This is a genomic window from Fulvimonas yonginensis (assembly GCF_037137055.1).
Taxonomy (GTDB): Bacteria; Pseudomonadota; Gammaproteobacteria; order Xanthomonadales; family Rhodanobacteraceae; genus Frateuria_A; species Frateuria_A yonginensis.
Genome location: NZ_JBBBNY010000005.1, coordinates 137712 through 161707 on the forward strand (window position 1 = coordinate 137712; position 23996 = coordinate 161707).

Here is a 23996-nt window from a genome sequence, read left to right on the forward strand (position 1 = left end):
ACGTCATGCAGAACCCGTGGCCGCTGGATCCCGCCCGGATCCTCGAAGAGATCACCACCTTCCAGCGCAAGCTCGCGGCGGGCGCCGCGAACCTGCAGGGCCTGGCCGAACCCGGCTATGCCGAGACCCCGCGCGAGCTGATCTACCGCGAGGACAAGCTCACGCTCTGGCGCATGCGCGGCGAACACGCGCCGACCTCGAAGACACCGCTGCTGATCGTCTACGCCCTGGTCAACACGGTGTGGATGACCGACCTGCAAAGCGACCGCTCGCTGGTGCGCAACCTGCTCGCGCAGGGCGAGGACGTCTACCTGATCGACTGGGGCTACCCGGACGGCGCCGACCGCTGGCTGACCCTGGAGGACTACATCGACGGCTACCTCGATCGTTGCGTGGACGCCGTCCGCGCACGGGCGGGCGTGGCGGCCATCGACCTGCTCGGCATCTGCCAGGGCGGCGCGTTCTCGCTGTGCTACACGACGCTGCACGCGGCCAAGGTGCGCAACCTGGTCACCATGGTCACGCCGGTGGACTACCACACGCCCGACAACATGCTCTCGCACTGGGCGCGGAACATCGACGTGGACCTGTTCGTCGACACGCTCGGCAACGTCCCGGCGGCGCTGATGAACTGGGTCTATCTCACGCTCAAGCCGGTGCGCCTGCTGCAGCAGAAGTACGTCAATCTGGTCGAGATCCTGGACAACCCGCGGGAGCTCGAGAACTTCCTGCGCATGGAGCGCTGGATCTTCGATTCGCCGGACCAGGCCGGCGAGGCGTTCCGCGAATTCGTCAGGGATTTCTTCCAGGCCAACAAGCTGGTCAGGGGCGGCCTGACGATCGGCGGCAAGCCGGTGGAACTGGGACGTATCACCCAGCCGGTCCTCAATATCTACGCCGAGCAGGACCACCTGGTTCCGCCCGATGCCTCCCGTGCGCTCGGCCACCACGTCGGCAGCGACGACTACACCGAGCTGGCGTTCAAGGGTGGGCACATCGGCATCTACGTGTCCGGTCGCGCGCAGCGCGAAGTGCCGCCGGCGATCCACCGCTGGCTGCGCGAGCACCCGTAGGCCGCCATGCCCAGGTGGGAGCGAGCTCGATCGCGAAGCTTGTCGCTTCCCGCACCTGCGAGGGAAGAGCTTCGCGAGCAAGCTCGCTCCTACCGACGGTCCTCGCGTCCACGCCGCAGGCGGGCGCCGTGCTAGGCTCCGGTTTTTTTCAGACGTACCGCCGATGAACGCCTCCACCGAAGCCTTCCGCGAGCACGACACCATCCGCGCCGTGCAGTGGCGCGGCGACCGCCTGTGCCTGCTCGACCAACGCCTGCTGCCGGCCGAGGAACGCTGGATCGAATGCCGCGACGCGGACCAGGTGACCCAGGCGATCCGCGACCTGGCGGTGCGCGGTGCGCCGGCGATCGGCATCGCCGCCGCATGGGGCGTGGTCCTGGCCGCGCAGCGGGGCGTGCCGATGGAGCCGGTGCTGGCGACGCTGCGTGCGGCCCGCCCGACGGCGGTGAACCTGATGTGGGCGCTGGACCGCATGAAGGCGCGCCTGGCTGCCGGCGCCGATGCCGCCGTCCTCGAGCGCGAGGCGCAGGCGATCCAGGACGAGGACCTGGCCGCCAACCGCCGCATGGGCGAGCTGGGTGCCGCGCTGATCGCGCCGGGTGCCGGCGTGCTCACCCATTGCAACACCGGCTCGCTGGCCACGGCCGGCTACGGCACGGCGCTCGGCGTGATCCGCGCCGGCGTGGCCGCCGGCCGCATCGACGAGGTGTTCGCCGGCGAGACGCGCCCGTGGCAGCAGGGCGCGCGGCTGACCATGTACGAGCTGGTGCGCGACGGCATCCCGGCGCACCTGATCGCCGACTCGGCCGCCGCCCACCTGATGCGCTCGGGCCGGGTGCAGTGGGTCATCGTGGGGGCCGATCGCATCGCCGCCAACGGCGATACCGCCAACAAGATCGGCACCTACCAGCTGGCCATCGCCGCCCGCCACCACGGCGTGAAGTTCATGGTCGTGGCGCCGTCCTCCACCGTCGACATGGCCACGCCCGACGGCGAGGCGATCGAGATCGAGCTGCGCGACGCCACCGAACTCCTTGCCACCGGCGGACGCCGCACGGTGGTCGAGGGCGCGCAGGCCTGGAATCCCGTCTTCGACGTGACGCCGGCCGGGTTGATCGACGCCATCGTCACCGAGCGCGGCGTGATCGAGCGGCCGGGCCCGGTCGCGATGCAGGCGGTGTTCGGACGGTGAGGCTGCGGCGCGAGGCCGCGCTGTTCGCCGTCGGCGGGCTGATCGGCCTGGCGGTCGATGCCGCAGTGGTGCAGGCGCTGGTCAGCGGCGCGCGGTGGAACCCCTACCTGGCACGCGTGCTCTCCTTCCTGCTCGCCGCCACGGTGACCTGGTGGTGGAACCGCCGACGGACCTTCGCCCACCGCGACAGCGGACGCTCGGCACCGGCCGAATGGCTGCACTGGCTGGCGCTGATGGCCGGCGGCGCGGCGGTGAACTACACCGTGTACGTGGCGCTGCTGGTGCAGTTTCCCCTGCTGCACCGCTGGCCGGCCGCAGCCGCCGCGGCCGGTTCGGCGGTCGCGGCGCTGGTCAATTTTTCGGCAGCGCGCGGCGTGCTTTTCCGCCGCGCCAAAACCACGATGTAAGCCATTGATTCGGAAGCCATAAATACGGGCTTTCCGGGCGCGTTCGTGGTACACTTTCACGGTTTCTTGCGGGCCGCGCAAACGCGCGCATCGAGCAGGTGCGCGCACGGCCTTTTTCGTTCCAGGGATACCGATCGGGAAGCCTGATTCATGGCAGAACTCGCCAAAGAGATCATCCGCGTCAACATCGAAGACGAGATGCGCCAGAGCTACCTCGATTACGCCATGAGCGTGATCGTAGGGCGCGCCTTGCCGGATGCGCGCGACGGTTTGAAGCCGGTGCACCGGCGCGTACTGTACGCGATGAACGAACTGGGCAATGCCTGGAACAAGCCGTACAAGAAGTCGGCCCGCGTGGTCGGTGACGTGATCGGTAAGTACCACCCGCACGGTGATGCGTCGGTGTACGACGCGATCGTGCGCATGGCCCAGCCGTTCTCGCTGCGCTACCTGCTGGTCGACGGCCAGGGCAACTTCGGCTCGGTCGACGGCGACAACGCCGCGGCCATGCGATACACCGAGGTGCGCATGTCGCGCCTCACGCACGAGCTGCTGGCGGACATCGACAAGGAAACGGTCGACTTCGGGCCGAACTACGACGAGTCCGAGCAGGAGCCGCTGGTCCTGCCCACGCGCGTGCCGAACCTGCTGATCAACGGCTCGGCCGGCATCGCGGTCGGCATGGCCACCAACGTGCCGCCCCACAACCTCAACGAGGTGATCGCGGCGACCATCGCGCTGATCGACGAGCCGTCGCTGTCGGTCGACGAGCTGATGCAGCACATCCCCGGGCCGGACTTCCCGACTGCCGGCATCATCAACGGCGCCGCCGGCATCGTCGAGGCCTACCGCACCGGTCGCGGCCGTATCCTGGTGCGCGCGCGCACCGAGATCGAGACCGAGGCCAACGGCCGCGAGACGATCATCGTCCACGAGCTGCCGTACCAGGTGAACAAGGCGCGGCTGATCGAGAAGATCGCCGAGCTGGTCAAGGAAAAGAAGATCGAGGGCATCAGCGAGCTGCGCGACGAATCCGACAAGGACGGCATGCGCATCGTGATCGAGGTGCGCCGCGACGCCATGGCCGACGTGGTGCTCAACAACCTGTTCCTGCAGACGCAGCTGCAGGTCACCTTCGGCATCAACATGGTCGCGCTGCTGGATGGCCAGCCGCGCCTGCTGAACCTCAAGGAGATCCTCGAGGCCTTCATCCGCCACCGCCGCGAGGTGGTGACCCGCCGCACCATTTTCGAACTGCGCAAGGCGCGCGCCCGCGCCCACATCCTGGAAGGCCTCACCGTCGCGCTGGCCAACATCGACGAGATGATCGAGCTGATCCGCAGCTCCGCCTCGCCCGCCGAGGCACGCGAGCGCATGCTGGCGCGCAAGTGGCAGCCCGGCATGGTCAGCACGCTGCTGGCCGCCGCCGGTGCCGACGCCTCGCGGCCGGAGGACATGGACCCGCGCGACGGCCTCAAGAGCGACGGCTATCAGCTCTCCGAGGTGCAGGCGCAGGAAATCCTGGCGATGCGCCTGCACCGCCTGACCGGCCTGGAGCAGGAGAAGCTTTCCGACGAGTACCGGCAGATCCTCGACACCATCCGCGGCCTGATCGAGATTCTCGAGAACCCGGAGGTGCTGCTCAAGGTGATCCGCGAGGAGCTGGAGGTCATCAAGGCCGAGTACGGCGACGCGCGTCGCACCGAGATCCAGCATTCGATGGAGGACCTCAACGTCCTCGACCTGATCGCGCCGGAGGACGTGGTCGTCACGTTGTCGCACGCCGGCTACATCAAGCGCCAGCCGGCGAGCACCTACCGTGCGCAGCGGCGCGGCGGCAAGGGGCGCTCGGCCTCGGCACTGAAGGACGAGGATTTCGTCGAGCAGCTGTGGGTGGTCAACACCCACGACACGCTGCTGACCTTCACCAGTACCGGCCGCGTCTACTGGCTCAAGGTCTACCAGATGCCGGAGGCCGGTCCCGGCGCGCGCGGCAAGCCGATCGTCAACCTGCTGCCGCTGGCCGAAGGCGAGAAGGTGCAGGCGGTGCTGCCGGTGCGCGAGTACGACGGTGACCGCTACGTGTTCTTCGCCACGCGCTGCGGCACGGTGAAGAAGACGCCGCTGACCGAGTTTGCCTTCCAGCTGCAGCGCGGCAAGATCGCGATCAACCTGGAGGACGGCGACGCGCTGGTCGGCGTCGCGCTCACCGACGGCAACAGCGACGTGCTGCTGTTCGCCTCCAACGGCAAGGCGGTGCGCTTCGACGAGAGCGAGGTGCGCTCGATGGGCCGCACCGCCACCGGCGTGCGCGGCATGCGGCTGGCCGACGGGGCCGAGGTGGTCTCCATGATCGTCGCCGCCGAGGGCGACATCCTCACCGCGACCGCGCGCGGCTACGGCAAGCGCACGGTGCTGGAGGAGTTCCCCAAGAAGGGCCGAGGCACCCAGGGCGTGATCGGCATCCAGTGCTCCGAGCGCAACGGTCCGCTGGTCGCCGCGGTGCAGGTCACCGAGGCGCACGAGCTGATGCTGATCTCCAACCAGGGCACGCTGGTGCGCACCCGCGTCGCCGAGGTGTCGCAGCTGGGTCGCAACACCCAGGGCGTGACCCTGATCCGCCTGCCCGCCGACGAGACGCTGGTCAGCGTGGTGCGGCTGGACGCGGAGGAGGGCAACGGCGAGGAGGCCGAGGCTGCCGACGGCACCGCGCCGGACGCGAGCGAGGCTGGCGCGGCCTGATTCCCGACCGGCGCGTCGAGAAAGCCCCGGCCAGCGCCGGGGCTTTTCTTTTTCTGGCGCGCCGGAGGGCGGATCACCTGCGGTCGAGCGAATACCTGCCCGGACCGGTCACGCACAACAGCAGCAGGCCGCCGATGATCGAGACGTTCTTGTAGAAGTTGGTCATGTTGGCCATCCGCTCGCCCCCGGCCATGGTCCAGAAGTGGTGGCCGATCAGCGCCGTGCCGAGCGTGTACAGGGCCAGCAGCAGGGCGAGCGGGCGTGTCCAGAAGCCGAGCACGATCGCCAGGCCCACGAAGAACTCCATCAGGATCACCACGGCCGCCGCGAGCGTGGGGAGCGGCAGGCCTTCGGCGGCCATGTAACCCACCGTGCCGGGAAAATCGGTCAGTTTGCTCCAGCCGAACAGTACGAACAGCAGCACCAGCAGGACCCGCGCCACGAGCAGCAGCTCGTTCACCACCTTGTCGAACAGGGTATATCGCATGGCAGCCTCCTTATCGGGGGCATCGCGGCAGAGAGCCTCGGGGCCGTGCCCCCGGGGCTGCATGCTAGGGCTTCCGGCCGCGACCCGCGCGGGAAGGAAGCAAGCCGGGATCTCAGCCGGCGGCCGCGGGGGCGCCGGTTTCCCGTGCCTGCAGGGCCTGCAGCATCGATTCGGCGGTGGAGACGCGGAATTCGCCCGGGGCCTCCACGTGCAGCTGACGCACCACCCCGTCCTCCGCGTACAGCGCGAAACGACGGGCGCGCAACCCCATGCCATAGGCGCTGCCGTCGAACTCCAGGCCCAGCGCCCGGGTGAAGCCGGCGTTGCCGTCGGCCAGCATCTTCAGGCCTGCGGGCACCTGCTGGGCGATCGCCCAGGCCTGCATCACGTAGGCATCGTTCACCGCCAGGCACATCACCTCGACGCCGTGCTCGCGGAAGTCCCGGAAATGCTTGACGTAGCCGGGCAGGTGGCGGTCCGAGCAGGTCGGGGTGAAGGCACCGGGGACGGCGAACAGCACCACCCGGTGGCCGGCAAAGAGGCTGGCGGTGCGAACGCGCCGGATCTCCGAGGCGCCTTCGATGACGGCGACCTCGACGTCGGGCAGGGGCTGGCCGATCTGGATGCTCATGGGGCTCGTCCTTGGTGAGGGGAGGGCATCCTAAACCCGCTGCGGCATCGCTGTCGCCTTGAATCTCGGGTGTCCGTACCTACTTCAGCAGCAAGCGGAGCCTGCCGCGACCCTTTCGGAGGAGGAGGACAGCCATGAGTTCGAACCGCAACCCGATGTGGAACGCCGCCAATGCGTTTCCCGAGGAGATCCGCCACGTCTTCGACCGCTTCTTCCAGCAGGACGAGGCCGATGCCTCCAACGTCGTCACCAGCCAGTGGGCGCCGCGGGTGGATATCAAGGAAGAGGACAAGCGCTTCGTGATCTTCGTGGACGTGCCCGGCGTCGACCCGGCCAACATCGAAGTGAGCATGGAAAAGGGCATCCTCACCATCAAGGGCGAGCGCACCATGGAAAACCGCGAGCAGAACGGCCGCTTCACGCGGATCGAGCGCTCCCATGGCACGTTCCACCGCCGCTTCGCCCTGCCGGACAGCGCCGACCCGGACGGCGTGACCGCGGTCGGCCGCCACGGCGTGCTCGAGATCGTCATTCCCAAGCGCGCGGAAACCACGCCACGGCGCATCTCGATCTCCACCGACCACGGCACGGGCGGCGGCTCGACCGGCACCGGCGGCAACCCGACCACCAGCCACTGAGTCTGCGTCGCGGCTCGTCCCGGGCGGCCTGCGGCGCTGATCCGCCGCGGGCCGCCCGTCCGTGCAGTGTTGCCGAGGAAGGGCAGTGGAATTCAAAGACTATTACGACATCCTCGGGGTGAGGCCCGACGCCAGCGAGGCCGAGATCAAGGCCGCCTATCGCAAGCTGGCGCGGCAGTACCACCCCGACAAGAACAAGGAAGCGGGCGCCGAGGAGCGCTTCAAGGCAATCAACGAGGCCAACGAGGTGTTGCGCGACCCGGAGAAGCGCCGCGCCTACGACCAGCTGCGCGCGGGCGGCTACCGCGGCGGCGAACAGTTCCGTCCGCCGCCGGGCTGGGGCCAGGGCGGCGGCTTCGATTTCGGCGACGTCGGCGACGGCGATTTCAGCGATTTCTTCGAGAGCCTGTTCGGCCGTGCGGCCGGCGGCCACCGCGGGCCGCGGCCGCGTCGCGGGCGCGACGTGCAGGCACAGGTGCAGATCGACCTGCAGACCGCGTTCGAGGGCGGACGCACGCGCCTGGCCCTGCACGACAGCAGCGGTCACGAACGCGTGCTGGAGGTGAAGATCCCGGCCGGCATCCTCTCCGGGCAGGTGATCCGCCTGGCCGGGCAGGGGCAGGCGGGCGTGGCCGGCGGGCCCGGCGGCGACCTGCTGCTCGAGGTGACCATCCGCGAGGACCCGCGGTTCAAGCTGGAAGGCCGCAACGTGCTGCACGTGCTGCCGCTGGCGCCCTGGGAGGCGGCGCTGGGCGCGACCGTGCCGGTGCCGACCCTGGCCGGCACGGTGGACATGCGCATCCCGCCCGGCTCGCAGTCGGGGCGCAAGCTGCGGCTCAAGGGACGGGGGTTGCCCGGAAACCCGGCAGGCGACCAGCTGGTGGAACTGTCGATCCGCACCCCGGCCGCGGAAAACGAGGCGCAACGCGAGGCCTATCAGGCGCTGCGCGGGCAGTTCGAAGGGTACGACCCGCGCGCCTGAGCGGGTCTGGGCAGGTCTCGCGAGGGGGAGCTCGGGCGGGTGAGGCCGGAGGCGCGTGCTCGCCGGGGATGCCCGCCGCCGACCCTCTCCACGCGGGAGAGGGCTTCGATGCAGCTCAGGCCGGCAGCAGCGGCTTGATCGTGGCGACCAGTTCGTCTTCCTTGATCGGCTTGGTGACGTAGGCCTTGGCGCCCTGGCGCATGCCCCAGACGCGATCGGTCTCCTGGTCCTTGGTGGTGACCAGCACCACGGGGATGTGCGCGGTGTCCGGGTCCTTGCTGATGATGCGGGTGGCCTGGAAGCCGTTGAGGTTGGGCATCACCACGTCCATGAGGATCAGGTCGGGACGTTCGCGCTTGGCAGCCTCGACGCCGGCGGCGCCGTCTTCGGCCGTCAGCGATTCATGGCCGAGTTTCTCGACGATGCGCTTGAGGCCCAGTAGCTGCGACGGGGAATCGTCGACGATCAGGATTCGTGCCATGAGGTTGGGGGTTCCCTAGTAGTTGTCGTGGATTCTATGCCGCGCGGGAGGCGCTTCCAAGCGCAGGCTTCACGCCGCGCCTACGCGCACCAGCGTGCGCCCGAAGGAGTCGCCGGCGAGCATCCGGCCGAACACGGCCGGCAGTTCGTCCAGCGTGACCTCGCGGGTGGCGATGCGGTCCAGGTGGCGCGGCTTCCAGTCGTCGGCCAGGTGCTGCCAGATCCGCTCGCGCAGGTCGCGCGCGGTGCCGGCCGAGGCGATGCCGAGCAGGCTGACGCCGCGGATGATGAAGGGCATGACGGTGCCGTCGAAGGCGATGCCGCCGGCGTTGCCGCACAGCGCCACGTTGCCGTAGGGCGCGACCAGCGGCAGCAGTCCGGCCAGCATCGGCCCGCCGACGTTGTCCAGTGCGCCGCCGAAGCGGGCCGAGTCCATCGGCTTGCCGCTGAAGGCGAGCCGGTGGCGGTCGATGCATTCGCGGGCGCCGAGCCCGCGCAGGAAGTCGAAGTGGTCGGCCTTGCCGCTGATCGCGTGCACTTCGTAGCCGGCGCGGCTGAAGATGTCGATCGCGAGCTGGCCGACGCCGCCGCTGGCGCCGGTGACCGCAATGGGCCCGAGGTCCGGCGTCTGCCGGTTGTCCTGCATGCGCAGCAGGGCCAGCGCCGCGGTGAAGCCGGCGGTCCCCAGGATCATGCTCTCGCGCAGGGACAGGCCGGCGGGCAACGGGATGGTCCAGCGCGCCTCCAGCCGGGCGTACTCGGCGTAGCCGCCGTCGCGCGTCTCGGACAGGCCGCTGCCGGTGCACAGCACGGCATCGCCCTCCCTGAACGCGGGGTTGGTCGAGGCGACCACGTGCCCGGCCAGGTCGATGCCGCCGTTGAGCGGGTACCGGCGCAGGATCTTGCCCTTGCCGGTGCCGGCCAGCGCGTCCTTGTAGTTGACCGAGGACCACACCACCTTGACCAGCACCTCGCCCGGGGTCAGCGCGGCAGCGTCCATGCGCTCGATGCCGGCGCGGTAACCGGCCTGGTCGTTGTGGATGCGCATGGCGCGGAACGCGGTGGACGGGCTCATGCTTGCCTCCTTGCCTGCGGTCAGGCGTCGATGCTGCGGTCGTCCACCCACTTGGGCAGGTAGCGACCCTGGTAGCTTGCCATCCAGTCGAACAGCGCGCCCATGTCCTGGCCGAACCAGACGTCCTCGCGCTGTTCGGGGCGAACGAAGCGTTCGGCCACCATGTGGTCCATCATCGCGCGCAACTGCGTGTAGTAGCCGCGTACGTCGAGAAAGGCGCACGGGTAGCGATGCAGACCCAGCTGCGCCCAGGTCAGCATCTCGAACATCTCGTCCATCGTGCCGAAGCCGCCGGGCAACGCGGCGAAGGCGTCGGAGAGCTCGTACATGCGGGTCTTGCGCTGGTGCATGGTCTCGACCACGACCAGCTCGGTCAGCCCCGGGTGGGCGACCTCCAGATCGACCAGTTGGCGCGGGATCACGCCGATCGCCTGGCCACCGGCCGCCAGTACGGCGTCGGCGACCGTGCCCATCAGCCCGACCTTGCCGCCGCCGTAGACCAGCGCGATGCCGCGGCGCGCCATCTCGGTGCCGAAGGCGCGGGCCTGTTCGACGTACTCGGGGTGGCTGCCGCTGCTGGAGCCGCAGTAGACGCAGAGGGCGGTGGGTTGGGGCATGGGTTTCCTGGAAGCAGGGACGGGGTAGGAACGAGCTTGCTCGCGAAGCCGTCGCGCCGAAACGGATATCGACCAGGCAAGCGCGGGCAAGCTCGCGCCTGCATCAGCGGAGAAACGGAAACGGCCCGCCCATGTCGCCACGAGCGGGCCGCGTCGGCCTTGCCAGAGGCGGTCAGTTGCCCTTGTGGATGGCGCGCTTGTCCACCGACAGCGCGGCCTCGTGCACGGCTTCGGACAGCGTCGGATGCGCGTGGACGATGCGTGCCAGGTCCTCGGAGGAACCCTTGAACTCCATCGCCACCACGCACTCGGCGATCAGCTCGGACACGCCCGGGCCGACCATGTGCACGCCGAGGATGCGATCGGTCTCGGCGTGGGCGATCACCTTCACCTGGCCGATGGCCTCGTTCATCGCGACGGCGCGGCCGATCGCGGCGAATGGGAAGGTGCCGACCTTGTACGGCACGCCTTCGTCCTTGAGCTGCTTCTCGGTCTTGCCGGCCCAGGCGATCTCCGGCTCGGTGTAGATCACCCACGGCACGGTGTCGAGGTTGACGTGGCCGGCCTTGCCGGCGATCCACTCGGCCACCGCCACGCCTTCCTCGGAGCCCTTGTGCGCCAGCATCGGGCCGCGCACGGCGTCGCCGATCGCCCACACGCCGTCGACGCCGGTGTGGTTGTGCTCGTCGACCACGATGCGGCCGCGCTCGTCCAGCCGGACGCCGGTGTCCTCGGCCAGCAGGCCGTCGGTGTAGGCGCGACGGCCCACGGCGACCAGCAGCTTGTCGACCACCAGCGACTGCTCGCCCTCCTTGTCGGTGTAGCTCAGGTACACGCCGTCCTTCTTTACCTCGGCCTTGGAGACCTTGGCGCCGAGCTTGATCTGCAGGCCCTGCTTGGTGAATTCCTTCAGCGCGATCTTGGCGATGTCGGCGTCGGCGGCGCCCAGGAAATCGGGCAGCGCCTCGAGCACGGTCACCTCGGCGCCCATGCGCTTCCACACGCTGCCGAGCTCCAGGCCGATCACGCCGGCGCCGATCACGCCCAGGCGCCTGGGCACTTCGGTGAAGTCCAGGGCGCCGGCGTTGTCGACGATGGCCTTGCCGTCGAACTTGGCGAACGGCAGCTCGATCGGTACCGAGCCGGAGGCCAGGATCACATTGGTGGCGGCGAGCGTCTGCTTGGAGCCATCCTTGCCGGTGACTTCGACCTGGTTGCCCTTGAGCAGCTTGCCCTTGCCATAGAAGGCGGTGACCTTGTTGGCCTTGAACAGCTGCGCGATGCCGCCGGTGAACTGCTTGACGATCTTGTCCTTGCGGCCGATGAAGGTGCCCATGTCGACCTTGGCACCTTCCACGCTGATGCCGTGGACGGGGAAGTTGTGCGAGATGTTCCAGAACTGGCGCGAGGAATCGAGCAGCGCCTTGGACGGGATGCAGCCCACGTTGAGGCAGGTGCCGCCCAGCGCCTGCTTGCCGTCCTTGCCGGTGAAGTCGTCGACACAGGCGGTCTTCAGGCCCAGCTGCGCGGCGCGGATCGCGGCCACGTAGCCGGCCGGGCCGGCGCCGATGACGATGACGTCGAATTGTTGGTCACTCATGCGAGGTTCCTTGCTGGCGAGCCCTGCTCGCTGGTGAAGCGAAAGATGGGCGCTGGTGCGCCGGAAACAACCAGGCGGGCGTGCTTTCAGTCGAGTCCGGGCACCAGAGCTTCGTTACCTATTTTCCGATCGCCGGGGCGGCGATCAGAGGCCGAGCAGCATGCGCTGCGGGTTCTCCAGCTGGTCCTTGATGTCGACCAGGAACAGCACCGCGTCCTTGCCGTCGATGATGCGGTGGTCGTAGGAGATCGCGATGTACATCATCGGCGCGGCTTGAACCAAGCCGTTCTCGACGATGGCGCGCTCCTTGATCGTGTGCATGCCGAGGATCGCGCTCTGCGGCGGGTTGACGATCGGCGTGGAGAGCAGCGAGCCGAAGGTGCCGCCGTTGGTGATGGTGAAGGTGCCGCCCTGCAGGTCCTCCAGCGAGAGCTTGCCGTCGCGCGCCTTCTTGGCATAGTCGGCGATGCCCTTCTCGATGTCGGCGAAGCTCATGTCCTGTACGTCGCGCAACACAGGCGTCACCAGGCCCTTGTCGGTGGACACCGCGATCGAGATGTCCTGGTAGCCGTGATAGATGATGTCGTTGCCGTCGACCGAGGCGTTGATGATCGGATGGCGCTTGAGCGCCTCGGCGGTGGCCTTCACGAAGAAGCTCATGAAGCCGAGCTTGATGCCGTGGGTCTTCTGGAACTGCTCGCCCAGGCTCTTGCGCATCTTCACCACTTCGGCGAGGTTCACCTCGTTGAACGAGGTCAGCATCGCGATCGAGTTCTTCGACTGCATCAGGCGCTCGGCGATGCGGGCACGCATGCGGGTCATCGGCACGCGCTCTTCCGGACGGGCACCCGGCGTCGGCCTGGCGGGCGGCGCGGCAGCGGGCGCCGGCGCGGCGCCGCCCTTGCCGTAGTTGACCAGGTCTTCCTTGGTCACCCGGCCGTCGCGGCCGGTGCCGGCGACCTTGGACGGATCGATGTGTTCCTCGGTGGCGACGCGGCGACCGGCCGGGGACAGCTCGTCCATGCCTTTGCCGGCTTGCGGCGCCTCGGCCTTGGCCGGCGCAGGGGCGGCGGCGGCCTTCGGCTCTTCCTTCGCGGCGGGCGCGGGAGCCGGCGCGGCGGCGCCCTCCTCGAGGATCGCGATCACCTGCTGGCTGTTCACCGTGTCGCCGGCCTGGTGCTTGATCTCCTTCAGTACGCCGTCGACCGGCGAGGGCACTTCCAGCACCACCTTGTCGGTTTCAAGGTCGACCAGGTTCTCGTCGCGCTTGACCGCGTCGCCGACCTTCTTGTGCCAGCTGGCGATGGTGGCGTCGGAGACCGACTCGGGAAGGACGGGGACTTTGACTTCGATGGACATGACGGGTCCTTAGGTTTTGGGCGCTCGTCCGTGAGCGCGGCAACTCGCGGCCATCCCGGCCGCGCGATCCGGAAAAGCTTACTCCGCCGAGTGGTCGTCGCCGACCGGCGCGACCAGCGCCTGCTCGACGAGCGCCGTCTGCTCGGCGGTGTGGGTGTTCAAATGGCCGGCGGCCGGGGCGGGCGAGCGCCCGCGGCCGGCATAGGAGAGGCTGTGCTTGGGACCGACGCAGGCCTGCAGGTGGTGGCGGATCTGGAACCAGGCGCCCTGGTTCATCGGCTCCTCCTGGCACCAGACCACTTCCTTGGCGGCCGGGTACCTGGCCAGTTCCTCGACCACCTGCGGACGCGGGAATGGGTAGAGCTGCTCGACGCGGACGATGGCCACGTCGGCGATCCCGCGCTTCTCGGCTTCCTCCAGCAGGTCGTAGTAGACCTTGCCCGAGCACAGCACCACGCGCCTGACCTTCTTGGCGGCGAGGTCGCGATGCTCGCCGATCACCAGCTGGAAGCTGCCTGCAGCCAGCTCGTCCAGCGAGGACACCGCCAGCTTGTGGCGCAACAGCGACTTGGGCGTCATCACGATCAGCGGCTTGCGCACCGGGCGCACCATCTGCCGGCGGATCATGTGAAAGGCCTGCGCCGGGGTGGTCGGCACGCAGACCTGCATGTTGTCCAGCGCGCACAGCTGCAGGAAGCGCTCGAGGCGGGCGGAGGAGTGCTCCGGGCCCTGGCCCTCGTAGCCGTGCGGCAGGAACAGCGCCAGGCCGCACAGGCGGTTCCACTTGGCCTCGCCCGAGCTGATGAACTGGTCGATGACCACCTGCGCGCCGTTGGCGAAGTCGCCGAACTGCGCTTCCCAGATGTCCAGCGTGTACGGGTCGGTGGTGGCGTGGCCGTACTCGAAGGCCATCACCGCCTCTTCGGACAGCAGCGAGTCGATCACCTCGACGTTGGCGCCGGCGCGCACCGCGGCGAGGGGCATGTAGGTGTGGCCGTCCTTCTGGTCGTGCAGCACCGCGTGGCGGTGGAAGAAGGTGCCGCGGCCGGAATCCTGGCCGACCAGGCGCAGGTTGTAGTTCTCGTCGATCAGCGTGGCGTAGGCCAGGTTCTCGGCGAAGCCCCAGTCGGCCGGGTGCTCGCCGCTGGCCATCTTACGGCGGTCGTCGTAGATCTTGGCCACGCGCGGCTGCAGGGTGAGGTCTGCCGGCAGTTCCAGGATGCGGTTGGCCAGTTCGATCAGCTTGGGCTTGGCCACGCCGGTGTCGACGGCGGTGGACAGCTTGCCGCCGACGAAGCGGCTCCAGTCGACGTGCACGTCGCGCTGCGGGCTCGGGTCCAGCGCAGTCATCGAGCCACCGGCCTCGAGGCGGTCGCGGTAGGCGTCCAGCTCCTTCTGCGCCTCGCCCTCGGCCAGCACGCCTTCCTTCACCAGCCGCTGCGCATAGAGGTCGCGCGTGGTCGGGCGCTTCTTGATGATCTGGTACATCACCGGCTGCGTGGCGGACGGCTCGTCCGCCTCGTTGTGGCCGTGGCGGCGGTAGCAGACCAGGTCGATCACCACGTCCTTGCGGAACTGCTTGCGGAACTCGTGGGCCAGGCGGGTGACCTCGATCACCGCCTCGGGGTCGTCGCCGTTCACGTGGAACACGGGGGCGTTGACCATCTTGGCCAGGTCGGTGCAGTACAGCGTGGAACGCGCGTCCTGCGGGTTGGAGGTGGTGAAGCCGACCTGGTTGTTGATCACGATGTGCAGCGAGCCGCCGATGCGGAAGCCGCGCGCCTGCGACATCTGGAACAGCTCCATGTTGACGCCCTGGCCGGCGAAGGCCGCGTCGCCATGGATCAGCACCGCCATCGACTGCGTGCGCTCGCCGTCCTGCCGGCGCACCTGGCGCGCGCGCACGGAACCGGCGACCACCGGATTGACGATCTCCAGATGCGAGGGGTTGAACGCCAGCGCTACGTGCACGCCGCCGCCCCTGGGCGTGCGCACGTCGGCGGAGAAGCCCATGTGGTACTTCACGTCGCCCGAATGCGCCGGGTCGTCCGGGTGCTCGAACTTGCCCTCGAATTCGTTGAACAGGGTCTTGGGCGGCTTGCCCAGGATGTTGACCAGGACATTCAGGCGGCCGCGATGGGCCATGCCGATGACCAGGTCCTTGATGCCGTTGTCGCCGGCCGAGGTGACGATGTCGTCGACCATCGGGATCAGGCTGTCGCCGCCTTCCAGAGAAAAGCGCTTCTGGCCGACGTACTTGGTGTGCAGGTAGCGCTCCAGCCCTTCGGCGGCGGTCAGGCCCGCCAGCACGCGCTTCTTGCCGGCGGCATCCAGCCCGGCGCTGCCGTTGGCCTGCTCCAGCCGGGTATAGATCCAGGCGCGCTGCGCGTGGTCGGAGATGTACATGAACTCCGCGCCGATGGTGCTGGCGTAGATCTTCTTCAGGCGCGCGAGCAGCTCGCGCAGCTTCATGCGCTGGCCGCCGCCGGCGAAGGTGCCGCAGTCGAACTCGGTGTCCAGGTCCGCGTCGGACAGGCCGTGGAAGGCCAGCCCCAGGTCCGGCGCCTCCATCTTGTGGGCCAGGCCCAGCGGGTCGAGATCGGCAGCGAGGTGGCCGCGCGAGCGGTAGGCGGTCAGCAGGCGCAGCACGCCGGCCTGCTTGCGGGCATGGGCATCGTCGACCGGGGCGCCGGCCGCGCGGCGCTGCTTCTGGGCGGCCTCGATGCGGGCAATGGCTGCCGAATGCGGGGTGTCGTTGCCGCGACCCTTGAAGGATTCGAAGTAGCGAGCCCAGTCGGCCGTCACTGCGGACGGATCGGCCAGCCAGGCCTCGTACAGCTGCTCGACGTAGTCGGCGTTGCCGCCGGCGAGTTGGGAGGACTCGGAAAACTCGCGAATCAGGTTCGTGCTCACGTCACCACCGGCAGGGAAGGGAGGCTTGCGGCCATCCGTCGGGGGAAGGGCGAAGGGCCGTATGCAATCTTAACGATTATACGCCGGGCCTGCTGCGCCGCGGCAAGCCGGGCTGTGCCCGAGGAAGTCGCGATGGCGGGCCGGATTTCAAGGGTGCCGGGCCGCCACGCCGCACGGCACGGCGGCTGCCGGGGGCTGCCGCCGGAAGCCGCAGTCGAACCCGCGATCCAGCCGACGTTCAGTTCGCGGCCGGGCGTGCGGGCTGGGCGGGGTACGAGGCCGTGGCGGCCGCAGCGGCGATGGCGTCCTGCAACTGGCCGGGGGTGAACGGCTTGGAGACGACGACGACGCCTTCGGGGGCACCGGAGATCGCGTCCGTATCCGCATAACCGCTGATCAGGACGCCGGGCAGGCCGGGCTTGATCGCGCGCAACTTGCGGATGACCTCCGAGCCGGAGACCAGCGGCATGGCGTAGTCGCTGATGACGAAGTCGATGCCATCCAGCCCGTCCGTGCGGATCAGTTGACCGACGTGCTCGCCGTCGGCGGCGGTGGTGACCTGGTGCCCCAGGTCCTCGAGCATCGCCGCGGTGGTGGCGCGGACGCCCTCGTGGTCGTCCACCAGCAGGATGTTGCGCGCCAGGCCGCGACCGGTCGGGCTGTCCGCGGCCGGGTCGTGCGGCAGGCCGCGCGCCGCCTCGGGCGCGCGCGGCAGCCAGATCTCCACCGTGGTGCCGTGGTCCAGCCGGCTCTCGATGCGCATGGTGCCGCCGGACTGCTGGGCGAAGCCGTAGACCATGCTGAGGCCCAGGCCGGTCCCCTTGCCCACCGCCTTGGTGGTGAAGAACGGCTCGGTGACGCGCTCGAGCATGTCCGGCGGTATGCCGCAACCGGTGTCCGATACGGCGAGCACCACGTAGTCGCCCGGCGCGTCCTCGGTGCCCTCGGGAATGCTGGCATTGCGGCAGGCGATGCAGACCCGGCCGCCCGCAGGCATGGCGTCGCGGGCGTTGATCGCCAGGTTCATCAGCGCCAGCTCGAGCTGCGTCTCGTCCGCGTAGGGCGACCACAGCCCTTCGTCCAGCCGCCACTCGAGCGCCACCAGCCCGCCCAGCGTGTGGGTCAGCAGCTGGGTGACGGTGGCGGAAAGGTTGCGCATGTCGATGCGCGCCGGCTCCAGCTTCTGCTTGCGCGCGAAGGCGAGCAGGCGCGAGACCAGCTCGGCGCCCTGCTGCGCGGCGTGTCGGGTCATTTCCAGCACCTTGCGCTGGTCGTCGGCCAGCGCCACGCGCCGCTCGATCAGGCCCAGGCCGCCCAGCACGGCGGCGAGCAGGTTGTTGAAGTCGTGCGCGATGCCGCCGGTGAGCTGGCCGAGCGCGTCCATCTTGCGCACGTGCAGGAGCTGCGACTCCAGCTCCTTGCGGTCGGTGACGTCCAGCACGGTGCCGGCGTACTCCAGCGGTTGCCCGTCGGCGTCGCGCAGCAGCACGGTCTGGTCGAGGAAGTGCTTGTACTGCCCGTCGGCGCACTGCCAGCGGTACTCGACCGCGTGGACGCGCCCGCTGCGGCGCGCGCGCAGCGCCTGGGCGAGCCGCTCGCGGTCGTCGGGGTGCACCCGGTCCAGCCACAGGGTGGGGGAGGCGACCAGTTCCTCGGCGTCGAAGCCGGTGACCGCCTTGAAGTTGCCGCCGACGAACTTGGGCACGCGTGGCGTCGCGTCGCGCTCTTCCAGGTAGAGGATGATCGGCAGCGACTGGATGATCGCCGCCTGCCGCTGCTCGGCCAGGCGCAGCTCCTGCTCCGCGCGCAGGCGCTCGGCATTGGCGCGCAGGTTGGCGTCGAGCAGCTGCTGCTCCTGCTGCGCCTTGCGGCGCACCTCGCGGGTCATCAGGTAGAGATCGACGAACACCGCGGCCTTGGAGCGCAGCACCACCGGCTCGACCGGCTTGAACACGTAGTCCACCGCGCCCATCGAGTAGCCGCGGATGAGGTGCTCGGTCTCCTTGTTCACCGCCGACAGGAAGATGATCGGGATGCGCTTGGTCTGCTCGCGGGCGCGGATGATCTGCGCGGTCTCGTAGCCGTCCATGCCGGGCATGTAGACGTCCAGCAGGATCACCGCGAACTCGCTCTTGAGCAGATGCCGCAGCGCCTCCTCGCCGGACTTGGCCAGCACCACGTCGGCGATGTCCTCCAGGACCGTGCGGATCGCCAGCAGGTTGCGCTCGTCGTCGTCGACGATGAGGATCCGCGCCCGTTCGGCCGGCTGCACCGGCACGCGCGGGCGACCGGATCGGCCGGAGGCAGGACGGGGATGAGTGATCGGTACGTTCATGGGGGGCGCTCCGCTACTGTGCGACGGCGGGCGTGGTGGGCCGGTCCGGCGAGGTCCGTTCGCGCGCGCGTGCGATCCAGACCCGCAGCAACGCGAGCAGCAGCTCGATGTCCACCGGCTTGGCGATGTAGTCGGAGGCGCCGGCATCCAGGCATTTCTGGCGATCGCCCTTCATCGCCTTGGCGGTCACCGCGATCAGCGGCACGTCCGCCAGCTGCGGCCTGGCGCGGATCTGCTGCATGGTCTCGTAGCCGTCCATCTCCGGCATCATGATGTCGATCAGCGCCAGGTCGATGCCGGGCGTCTGTTCCAGGATCAGGATGCCCTCCCGGCCGCCCTCGGCGTGCAGCACCTCGACGTCGTGGCTTTCCAGCACGCTGGTCAGCGAATAGATGTTGCGGATGTCGTCGTCGACGATGAGGATCTTCGCGCCCGCCAGCTCGGGCACGGTACGCAGGCCGACAGCCGGCTCGACCGGAGGACGCGTGTGCGGCACCTGGGCGATGTGTTCGGCCAGGCGCCTGAACACGGCGGCGAGGGTTTCCGGTGCCGCCGGCTTCTCGGTGACGCCGAACGCGCCCAGCGACAGGGCGGAGCCCAGCTTGTCCGTGCCGGAGATCACCTGGATCGGCATGTGCATGGTCTGCGGGTCGTGCTTGAGCAGGTCCAGCAGCACGAAGCCGTCGATGTCGGAGAGGCCCAGATCCAGGGTGATCGCGTGCGGCTGCAGCTTGCGCGCCAGGGCCAGCGTGCCGGCGCCGGCGGTGGAGACCACGCCCTTGAGGCCCGCCTCGCGGGCGATGTCCAGCAGGATCGAGGCGAAGGTCGGGTCGTCCTCGACGATCAGCACGAAGGGCGAGTCGCCCAGGGCGTCGCGGTCGTCGGTGACCTCCAGCTGCGCCGGCAGCGCGCCCGGCACGTTGGCGCCGCTGTTGTCGTAGCGCGCGGTCACGCCGCCGGGGGGCAGGGCGGCCGGCGGGACGGCCTCCATCGGCACGAACAGGGTGAAGGTGGAGCCTTCGCCGGGGGTCGAGCTCACCTGCAGCTCGCCGCCGATCAGGCGCGCGATCTCGCGGCTGATCGAAAGGCCCAGGCCGGTGCCACCGTACTTGCGGCTGGTAGTGCCGTCGGCCTGCTGGAAGGCCTCGAAGATCAACTTCTGCTTGTCCTTGGGAATGCCGATGCCGGTGTCGGTCACCGCGATCTCGATGGCGCGCTCGGCGTAGCGCAACACCGGATGGTTGGTGCTCCAGCCGCTCGAAGCCGGGCGCACCGCCAGCGTGACGCTGCCTTCGGACGTGAACTTGAAGGCGTTGGACAGCAGGTTCAGCACGATCTGCTGCAGCCGCTTCTCGTCGGTGCGGATCGATGCCGGCAGGCGCGGGTCGAACTCCACCTTGAAGTCGAGGTTCTTGTCCGAGGCGAGCTGGCGGAAGGTGCGCTCCATGTGCTGCTTCAGGCCGCTCAGCGGCATGTCGCCGATCTCGATCGAGACCGTGCCGGACTCGATCTTGGACAGGTCCAGGATGTCGTTGATCAGGCTGAGCAGGTCCGAGCCTGCCGAATGGATGGTGCGGGCGAACTCGGTCTGCTTCTCGCTCAGGTTGCCCTGCGGGTTGTCGGCGAGCAGGCGCGAGAGGATCAGCAGCGAGTTGAGCGGCGTGCGCAGCTCGTGGCTCATGTTGGCCAGGAACTCGGACTTGTACTTGGAGGTGAGCGCCAGCTGCTCGGCCTTTTCCTCCACCGCGCGGCGGGCCATCTCGATCTCGAAGTTCTTGGCCTCCACCTGCTTCTTCTCGTTCTCCAGCAGCTGCGCCTTTTCCTGCAGCTCCTCGTTGGTGGCGTGCAGCTCCTCCTGCTTGGTGGTGAGCTCGGTCTGGCGCGCCTGCAGCTCCTGGGTGAGCAGCTGCGACTGCTTGAGCAGGCCCTCGGTACGCATGGTCGCGGCGATCGTGTTGAGCACGATGCCGACCGACTCCATCAGCTGGTCGAGGAAGTTCTGGTGGGTCTCGTTGAAGCGGTTGAACGAGGCCAGCTCGATCACCGCCTTGACCTCGTCCTCGAACAGCGCCGGCAGGATCGCCACGTTGGCCGGCGGCGCGTGGCCCAGACCGGAGCCGATGCGGATGAAGTTGTCCGGGATGTCGGTCAGCAGCATCGCGCGCTTGTCGGCGGCGCACTGGCCGACCAGGCCCTCGCGCAGCTTGAAGGTGGGCTTGAGCTGGTCGCGGCTTTCGGCGCCGTAGCTGGCGACCAGGTCGAGCACGGTCTCGTTGTCCTCGCGGCGGGCGACGTAGAACACGCCGTACTGCGCGTTCACCAGCGGCGCGAGCTCGGACATGATCAGGTTGGACACCGTGGCCAGGTCGCGCACGCCCTGCAGCATGCGCGAGAAGCGCGCCAGGTTGGTCTTGAGCCAGTCCTGCTCCGCGTTCTTCAAGGTCTGTTCCTTGAGGTTGCGGATCATCTCGTTGATGTTGTCCTTGAGCGCGGCCATCTCGCCCGAGGCTTCCACCGCGATCGAGCGGGAGAGGTCGCCCTTGGTCACCGCGGTGGCCACGTCGGCGATCGAGCGCACCTGGTTGGTGAGGTTGGCGGCGAGCTGGTTCACGTTGTCGGTGAGGTCGCGCCACAGGCCGGCGGCGCCCGGCACGCGCGCCTGGCCGCCGAGCTTGCCCTCGATGCCCACCTCGCGCGCCATGTTGGTCACCTGGTCGGCGAAGGTGGCGAGCGTCTCGATCATGCCGTTGATGGTGTCGGCCAGCGCGGCGATCTCGCCCTTGGCGTCCACAGACAGCTTGCGCTTGAGGTTGCCCTGCGCCACCGCGGTCACCACGTCGGCGATGCCGCGCACCTGGTTGGTCAGGTTGGTGGCCATCAGGTTGACGTTGTCGGTGAGGTCCTTCCAGGTGCCGCCCACGCCGGGCACCTGCGCCTGGCCGCCGAGCTTGCCCTCGGTACCCACCTCGCGCGCCACGCGGGTCACCTCGGAGGCGAAGGAGTTCAGCTGGTCCACCATCACGTTGATGGTGTTCTTGAGCTCGAGGATCTCGCCCTTGACGTCCACCGTGATCTTCTTGGACAGGTCGCCGCGGGCGACCGCGGTGGTGACGTCCGCGATGTTGCGCACCTGGCCGGTGAGGTTCTCCGCCATCAGGTTGACGTTGTCGGTGAGGTCCTTCCAGGTGCCGGCCACGCCACGCACCTGCGCCTGGCCGCCGAGCTTGCCCTCGGTGCCCACCTCGCGCGCCACGCGGGTCACCTCGGAGGCGAACGAATTGAGCTGGTCCACCATGGTGTTGATGGTGTTCTTGAGCTCGAGGATCTCGCCCTTGACGTCCACCGTGATCTTCTTGGACAGGTCGCCCGAGGCCACCGCGGTGGTCACTTCGGCGATGTTGCGCACCTGGCCGGTGAGGTTGGCCGCCATGGCGTTGACGTTGTCGGTGAGGTCCTTCCAGGTGCCGCCCACGCCGGGCACCTGCGCCTGGCCGCCGAGCTTGCCCTCCGAACCCACCTCGCGCGCCACGCGGGTCACCTCGGAGGCGAAAGAGTTGAGCTGGTCCACCATCACGTTGATGGTGTTCTTGAGCTCGAGAATCTCGCCCTTGACGTCGACGGTGATCTTCTTGGACAGGTCGCCACGCGCGACCGCGGTGGTCACTTCGGCGATGTTTCGCACCTGGCCGGTGAGGTTGCCGGCCATCAGGTTGACGTTGTCGGTGAGGTCCTTCCAGGTGCCGCCCACGCCCTCCACGCGCGCCTGGCCGCCGAGCTTGCCCTCCGAGCCCACCTCGCGGGCCACGCGGGTCACCTCGGAGGCGAAGGAGTTCAACTGGTCCACCATCACGTTGATGGTGTTCTTGAGCTCGAGGATCTCGCCCTTGACATCCACGGTGATCTTCTTGGACAGGTCGCCGCGGGCGACCGCGGTGGTGACCTCGGCGATGTTGCGCACCTGGCCGGTGAGGTTGCCGGCCATCAGGTTCACGTTGTCGGTGAGGTCCTTCCAGGTGCCGGCCACGCCGGGCACCTGCGCCTGGCCGCCGAGCTTGCCCTCCGAGCCCACCTCGCGGGCCACGCGGGTCACCTCGGAGGCGAACGCGTTCAACTGGTCCACCATCACGTTGATGGTGTTCTTGAGCTCGAGGATCTCGCCCTTGACGTCCACCGTGATCTTCTTGGACAGGTCGCCCGAGGCCACGGCGGTGGTCACCTCGGCAATGTTGCGTACCTGGCCGGTGAGGTTGGCGGCCATCAGGTTCACGTTGTCGGTGAGGTCCTTCCAGGTGCCTGCCACGCCGGGCACCTGCGCCTGGCCGCCGAGCTTGCCCTCGGTACCCACCTCGCGCGCCACGCGGGTCACCTCGGAGGCGAAGGAGTTCAGCTGGTCCACCATCACGTTGATGGTGTTCTTGAGCTCGAGGATCTCGCCCTTGACGTCCACCGTGATCTTCTTGGACAGGTCGCCCGAGGCCACCGCGGTGGTGACCTCGGCGATGTTGCGCACCTGGCCGGTGAGATTGGCGGCCATCAGGTTGACGTTGTCGGTGAGGTCCTTCCAGGTGCCACCCACGCCCTCCACGCGCGCCTGGCCGCCGAGCTTGCCCTCGGTACCCACCTCGCGCGCCACGCGGGTCACCTCGGAGGCGAAGGAGTTCAACTGGTCCACCATCGTGTTGATGGTGTTCTTGAGCTCGAGGATCTCGCCCTTGACCTCCACCGTGATCTTCTTGGACAGGTCGCCGGAGGCCACCGCCGTGGTCACCTCGGCGATGTTGCGCACCTGGCCGGTGAGGTTGGTGGCCATGGCGTTGACGTTGTCGGTGAGGTCCTTCCAGGTGCCGGCCACGCCCTTCACGGTCGCCTGGCCGCCCAGCTTGCCTTCGGTACCCACCTCGCGCGCCACGCGGGTCACCTCGGAGGCGAACGAGGCGAGCTGCGCCACCATCGTGTTCACCACCTTGCCGATGCGCAGGAATTCGCCGCGCAGCGGGCGCCCGTCGATCTCCACGGTCATCGTCTGCGACAGGTCGCCCTTGGCCACGGCGCCGATCACGCGCGCCACTTCGGCGGTGGGTTGCACCATGTCCTCGATCAGCTCGTTGACCGAACGGATCGCGCTCTCCCAGCCGCCGGTCGCCGCCTTCACCCGGCCGCGCTGGTTGATGCGGCCCTCCTTGCCGACCACGATCGAGAGCCGGGCCAGTTCCTCGGTCAACTGCCGATTGAGGCCGACCACGTCGTTGAAGAGCCGGGCCACCTCGCTGTCGGCGCCGGGCACGTTCTCGGGGAGGCGCACGCTGAAGTCGCCGCTGCGCAGGCTGCGCAGGGCATCGATGAGCTGCGGACGATCCAGCACTTCCTGGCGATTCTCGGCGTTCACATGAATCTCCTGTCGCGACAGTACGCCTTGCTCAGGTCGAATCATGGGTCCCGCTGCAGGTGACTGTCGCTCGGTACGA

Annotated in this window: 16 protein-coding genes; 6 read left to right on the forward strand and 10 right to left on the reverse strand. The window is 68.7% G+C overall.

Going from position 1 to position 23996, the window contains the following annotated elements:
* The first annotated feature begins 5 nt into the window (after positions 1-5).
* The 4 genes from phaC (at position 6) to gyrA (ending at position 5414) form a co-directional block, all read left to right on the forward strand.
* Positions 6-1073, forward strand: coding sequence for a class III poly(R)-hydroxyalkanoic acid synthase subunit PhaC (gene phaC, locus WAT24_RS09605; RefSeq protein ID WP_336807630.1), 1068 nt, complete (start codon positions 6-8; stop codon positions 1071-1073).
* Positions 1074-1236: 163 nt separating this feature from the next.
* On the forward strand, positions 1237-2265 hold the full coding sequence (gene mtnA, locus WAT24_RS09610; RefSeq protein WP_336807631.1) for an S-methyl-5-thioribose-1-phosphate isomerase: 1029 nt from the start codon (positions 1237-1239) through the stop codon (positions 2263-2265).
* Complete coding sequence (locus WAT24_RS09615) at positions 2262-2672, forward strand: GtrA family protein (RefSeq protein ID WP_336807632.1); 411 nt, start codon at positions 2262-2264, stop codon at positions 2670-2672. Before mtnA ends, WAT24_RS09615 begins: the two co-directional genes overlap by 4 nt.
* Positions 2673-2822: 150 nt before the next feature.
* Complete coding sequence (gyrA, locus tag WAT24_RS09620) at positions 2823-5414, forward strand: DNA gyrase subunit A (RefSeq protein ID WP_336807633.1); 2592 nt, start codon at positions 2823-2825, stop codon at positions 5412-5414.
* 73 nt (positions 5415-5487) lie between these two features.
* On the opposite strand, the gene WAT24_RS09625 is transcribed toward gyrA, so the two are convergent.
* Positions 5488-5901 (reverse strand): DoxX family protein, encoded by a 414-nt coding sequence (locus WAT24_RS09625; RefSeq protein WP_336807634.1) that lies wholly within the window; start codon positions 5899-5901, stop codon positions 5488-5490.
* Positions 5902-6013: 112 nt separating this feature from the next.
* Entirely contained in the window at positions 6014-6532 is a 519-nt protein-coding gene (locus tag WAT24_RS09630; protein ID WP_336807635.1) for a peroxiredoxin, read from the reverse strand.
* 134 nt (positions 6533-6666) lie between these two features.
* Between WAT24_RS09630 and WAT24_RS09635 the strand changes: the two genes are divergently transcribed.
* Positions 6667-7170 (forward strand): Hsp20/alpha crystallin family protein, encoded by a 504-nt coding sequence (locus WAT24_RS09635; protein ID WP_336807636.1) that lies wholly within the window; start codon positions 6667-6669, stop codon positions 7168-7170.
* A gap of 85 nt (positions 7171-7255) precedes the next feature.
* Positions 7256-8152 (forward strand): DnaJ C-terminal domain-containing protein, encoded by an 897-nt coding sequence (locus WAT24_RS09640; protein ID WP_336807637.1) that lies wholly within the window; start codon positions 7256-7258, stop codon positions 8150-8152.
* 115 nt (positions 8153-8267) lie between these two features.
* On the opposite strand, the gene pilH is transcribed toward WAT24_RS09640, so the two are convergent.
* The 8 genes from pilH to WAT24_RS09680 all read right to left on the reverse strand — a co-directional run bounded on the left by pilH (position 8268) and on the right by WAT24_RS09680 (position 23917).
* Positions 8268-8633: a twitching motility response regulator PilH gene (gene pilH, locus WAT24_RS09645; protein ID WP_209614798.1), complete on the reverse strand. Its 366-nt coding sequence runs from the start codon at positions 8631-8633 to the stop codon at positions 8268-8270.
* A gap of 69 nt (positions 8634-8702) precedes the next feature.
* The gene (locus WAT24_RS09650; protein WP_336807639.1) at positions 8703-9707 is read right to left on the reverse strand and encodes a YhdH/YhfP family quinone oxidoreductase; all 1005 of its coding nucleotides are present in this window, start codon (positions 9705-9707) and stop codon (positions 8703-8705) included.
* Positions 9708-9727: 20 nt separating this feature from the next.
* The gene (locus WAT24_RS09655) at positions 9728-10324 is read right to left on the reverse strand and encodes an LOG family protein (protein ID WP_336807640.1); all 597 of its coding nucleotides are present in this window, start codon (positions 10322-10324) and stop codon (positions 9728-9730) included.
* 172 nt (positions 10325-10496) lie between these two features.
* Positions 10497-11924 carry a dihydrolipoyl dehydrogenase gene (lpdA, locus tag WAT24_RS09660; RefSeq protein WP_336807641.1) on the reverse strand — a complete coding sequence of 476 codons (1428 nt, stop codon included), beginning with the start codon at positions 11922-11924 and terminating at the stop codon, positions 10497-10499.
* A 144-nt stretch (positions 11925-12068) separates the two neighbouring features.
* The gene (gene odhB / locus WAT24_RS09665) at positions 12069-13283 is read right to left on the reverse strand and encodes a 2-oxoglutarate dehydrogenase complex dihydrolipoyllysine-residue succinyltransferase (protein WP_336807642.1); all 1215 of its coding nucleotides are present in this window, start codon (positions 13281-13283) and stop codon (positions 12069-12071) included.
* A 78-nt stretch (positions 13284-13361) separates the two neighbouring features.
* Positions 13362-16196, reverse strand: coding sequence for a 2-oxoglutarate dehydrogenase E1 component (locus WAT24_RS09670; protein WP_336807643.1), 2835 nt, complete (start codon positions 16194-16196; stop codon positions 13362-13364).
* 238 nt (positions 16197-16434) lie between these two features.
* Positions 16435-18531 carry a response regulator gene (locus WAT24_RS09675; RefSeq protein WP_336807644.1) on the reverse strand — a complete coding sequence of 699 codons (2097 nt, stop codon included), beginning with the start codon at positions 18529-18531 and terminating at the stop codon, positions 16435-16437.
* Between the two features lie 13 nt (positions 18532-18544).
* A complete protein-coding gene (locus tag WAT24_RS09680; protein ID WP_336807645.1) occupies positions 18545-23917 on the reverse strand; it encodes a HAMP domain-containing protein in 5373 nt (1790 codons plus the stop codon).
* Positions 23918-23996: the final 79 nt, after the last annotated feature.

Coding starts and splice junctions, on each gene's coding strand:
- phaC (WP_336807630.1), top strand. CDS start 6: ATGCAGAACCCGTGGCCGCTGGATCCCGCCCGGATCCTCGAAGAGATC.
- mtnA (WP_336807631.1), top strand. CDS start 1,237: ATGAACGCCTCCACCGAAGCCTTCCGCGAGCACGACACCATCCGCGCC.
- gyrA (WP_336807633.1), top strand. CDS start 2,823: ATGGCAGAACTCGCCAAAGAGATCATCCGCGTCAACATCGAAGACGAG.
- WAT24_RS09625 (WP_336807634.1), bottom strand. CDS start 5,901: ATGCGATATACCCTGTTCGACAAGGTGGTGAACGAGCTGCTGCTCGTG.
- WAT24_RS09630 (WP_336807635.1), bottom strand. CDS start 6,532: ATGAGCATCCAGATCGGCCAGCCCCTGCCCGACGTCGAGGTCGCCGTC.
- WAT24_RS09635 (WP_336807636.1), top strand. CDS start 6,667: ATGAGTTCGAACCGCAACCCGATGTGGAACGCCGCCAATGCGTTTCCC.
- pilH (WP_209614798.1), bottom strand. CDS start 8,633: ATGGCACGAATCCTGATCGTCGACGATTCCCCGTCGCAGCTACTGGGC.
- WAT24_RS09650 (WP_336807639.1), bottom strand. CDS start 9,707: ATGAGCCCGTCCACCGCGTTCCGCGCCATGCGCATCCACAACGACCAG.
- WAT24_RS09655 (WP_336807640.1), bottom strand. CDS start 10,324: ATGCCCCAACCCACCGCCCTCTGCGTCTACTGCGGCTCCAGCAGCGGC.
- lpdA (WP_336807641.1), bottom strand. CDS start 11,924: ATGAGTGACCAACAATTCGACGTCATCGTCATCGGCGCCGGCCCGGCC.
- odhB (WP_336807642.1), bottom strand. CDS start 13,283: ATGTCCATCGAAGTCAAAGTCCCCGTCCTTCCCGAGTCGGTCTCCGAC.
- WAT24_RS09675 (WP_336807644.1), bottom strand. CDS start 18,531: ATGAACGTACCGATCACTCATCCCCGTCCTGCCTCCGGCCGATCCGGT.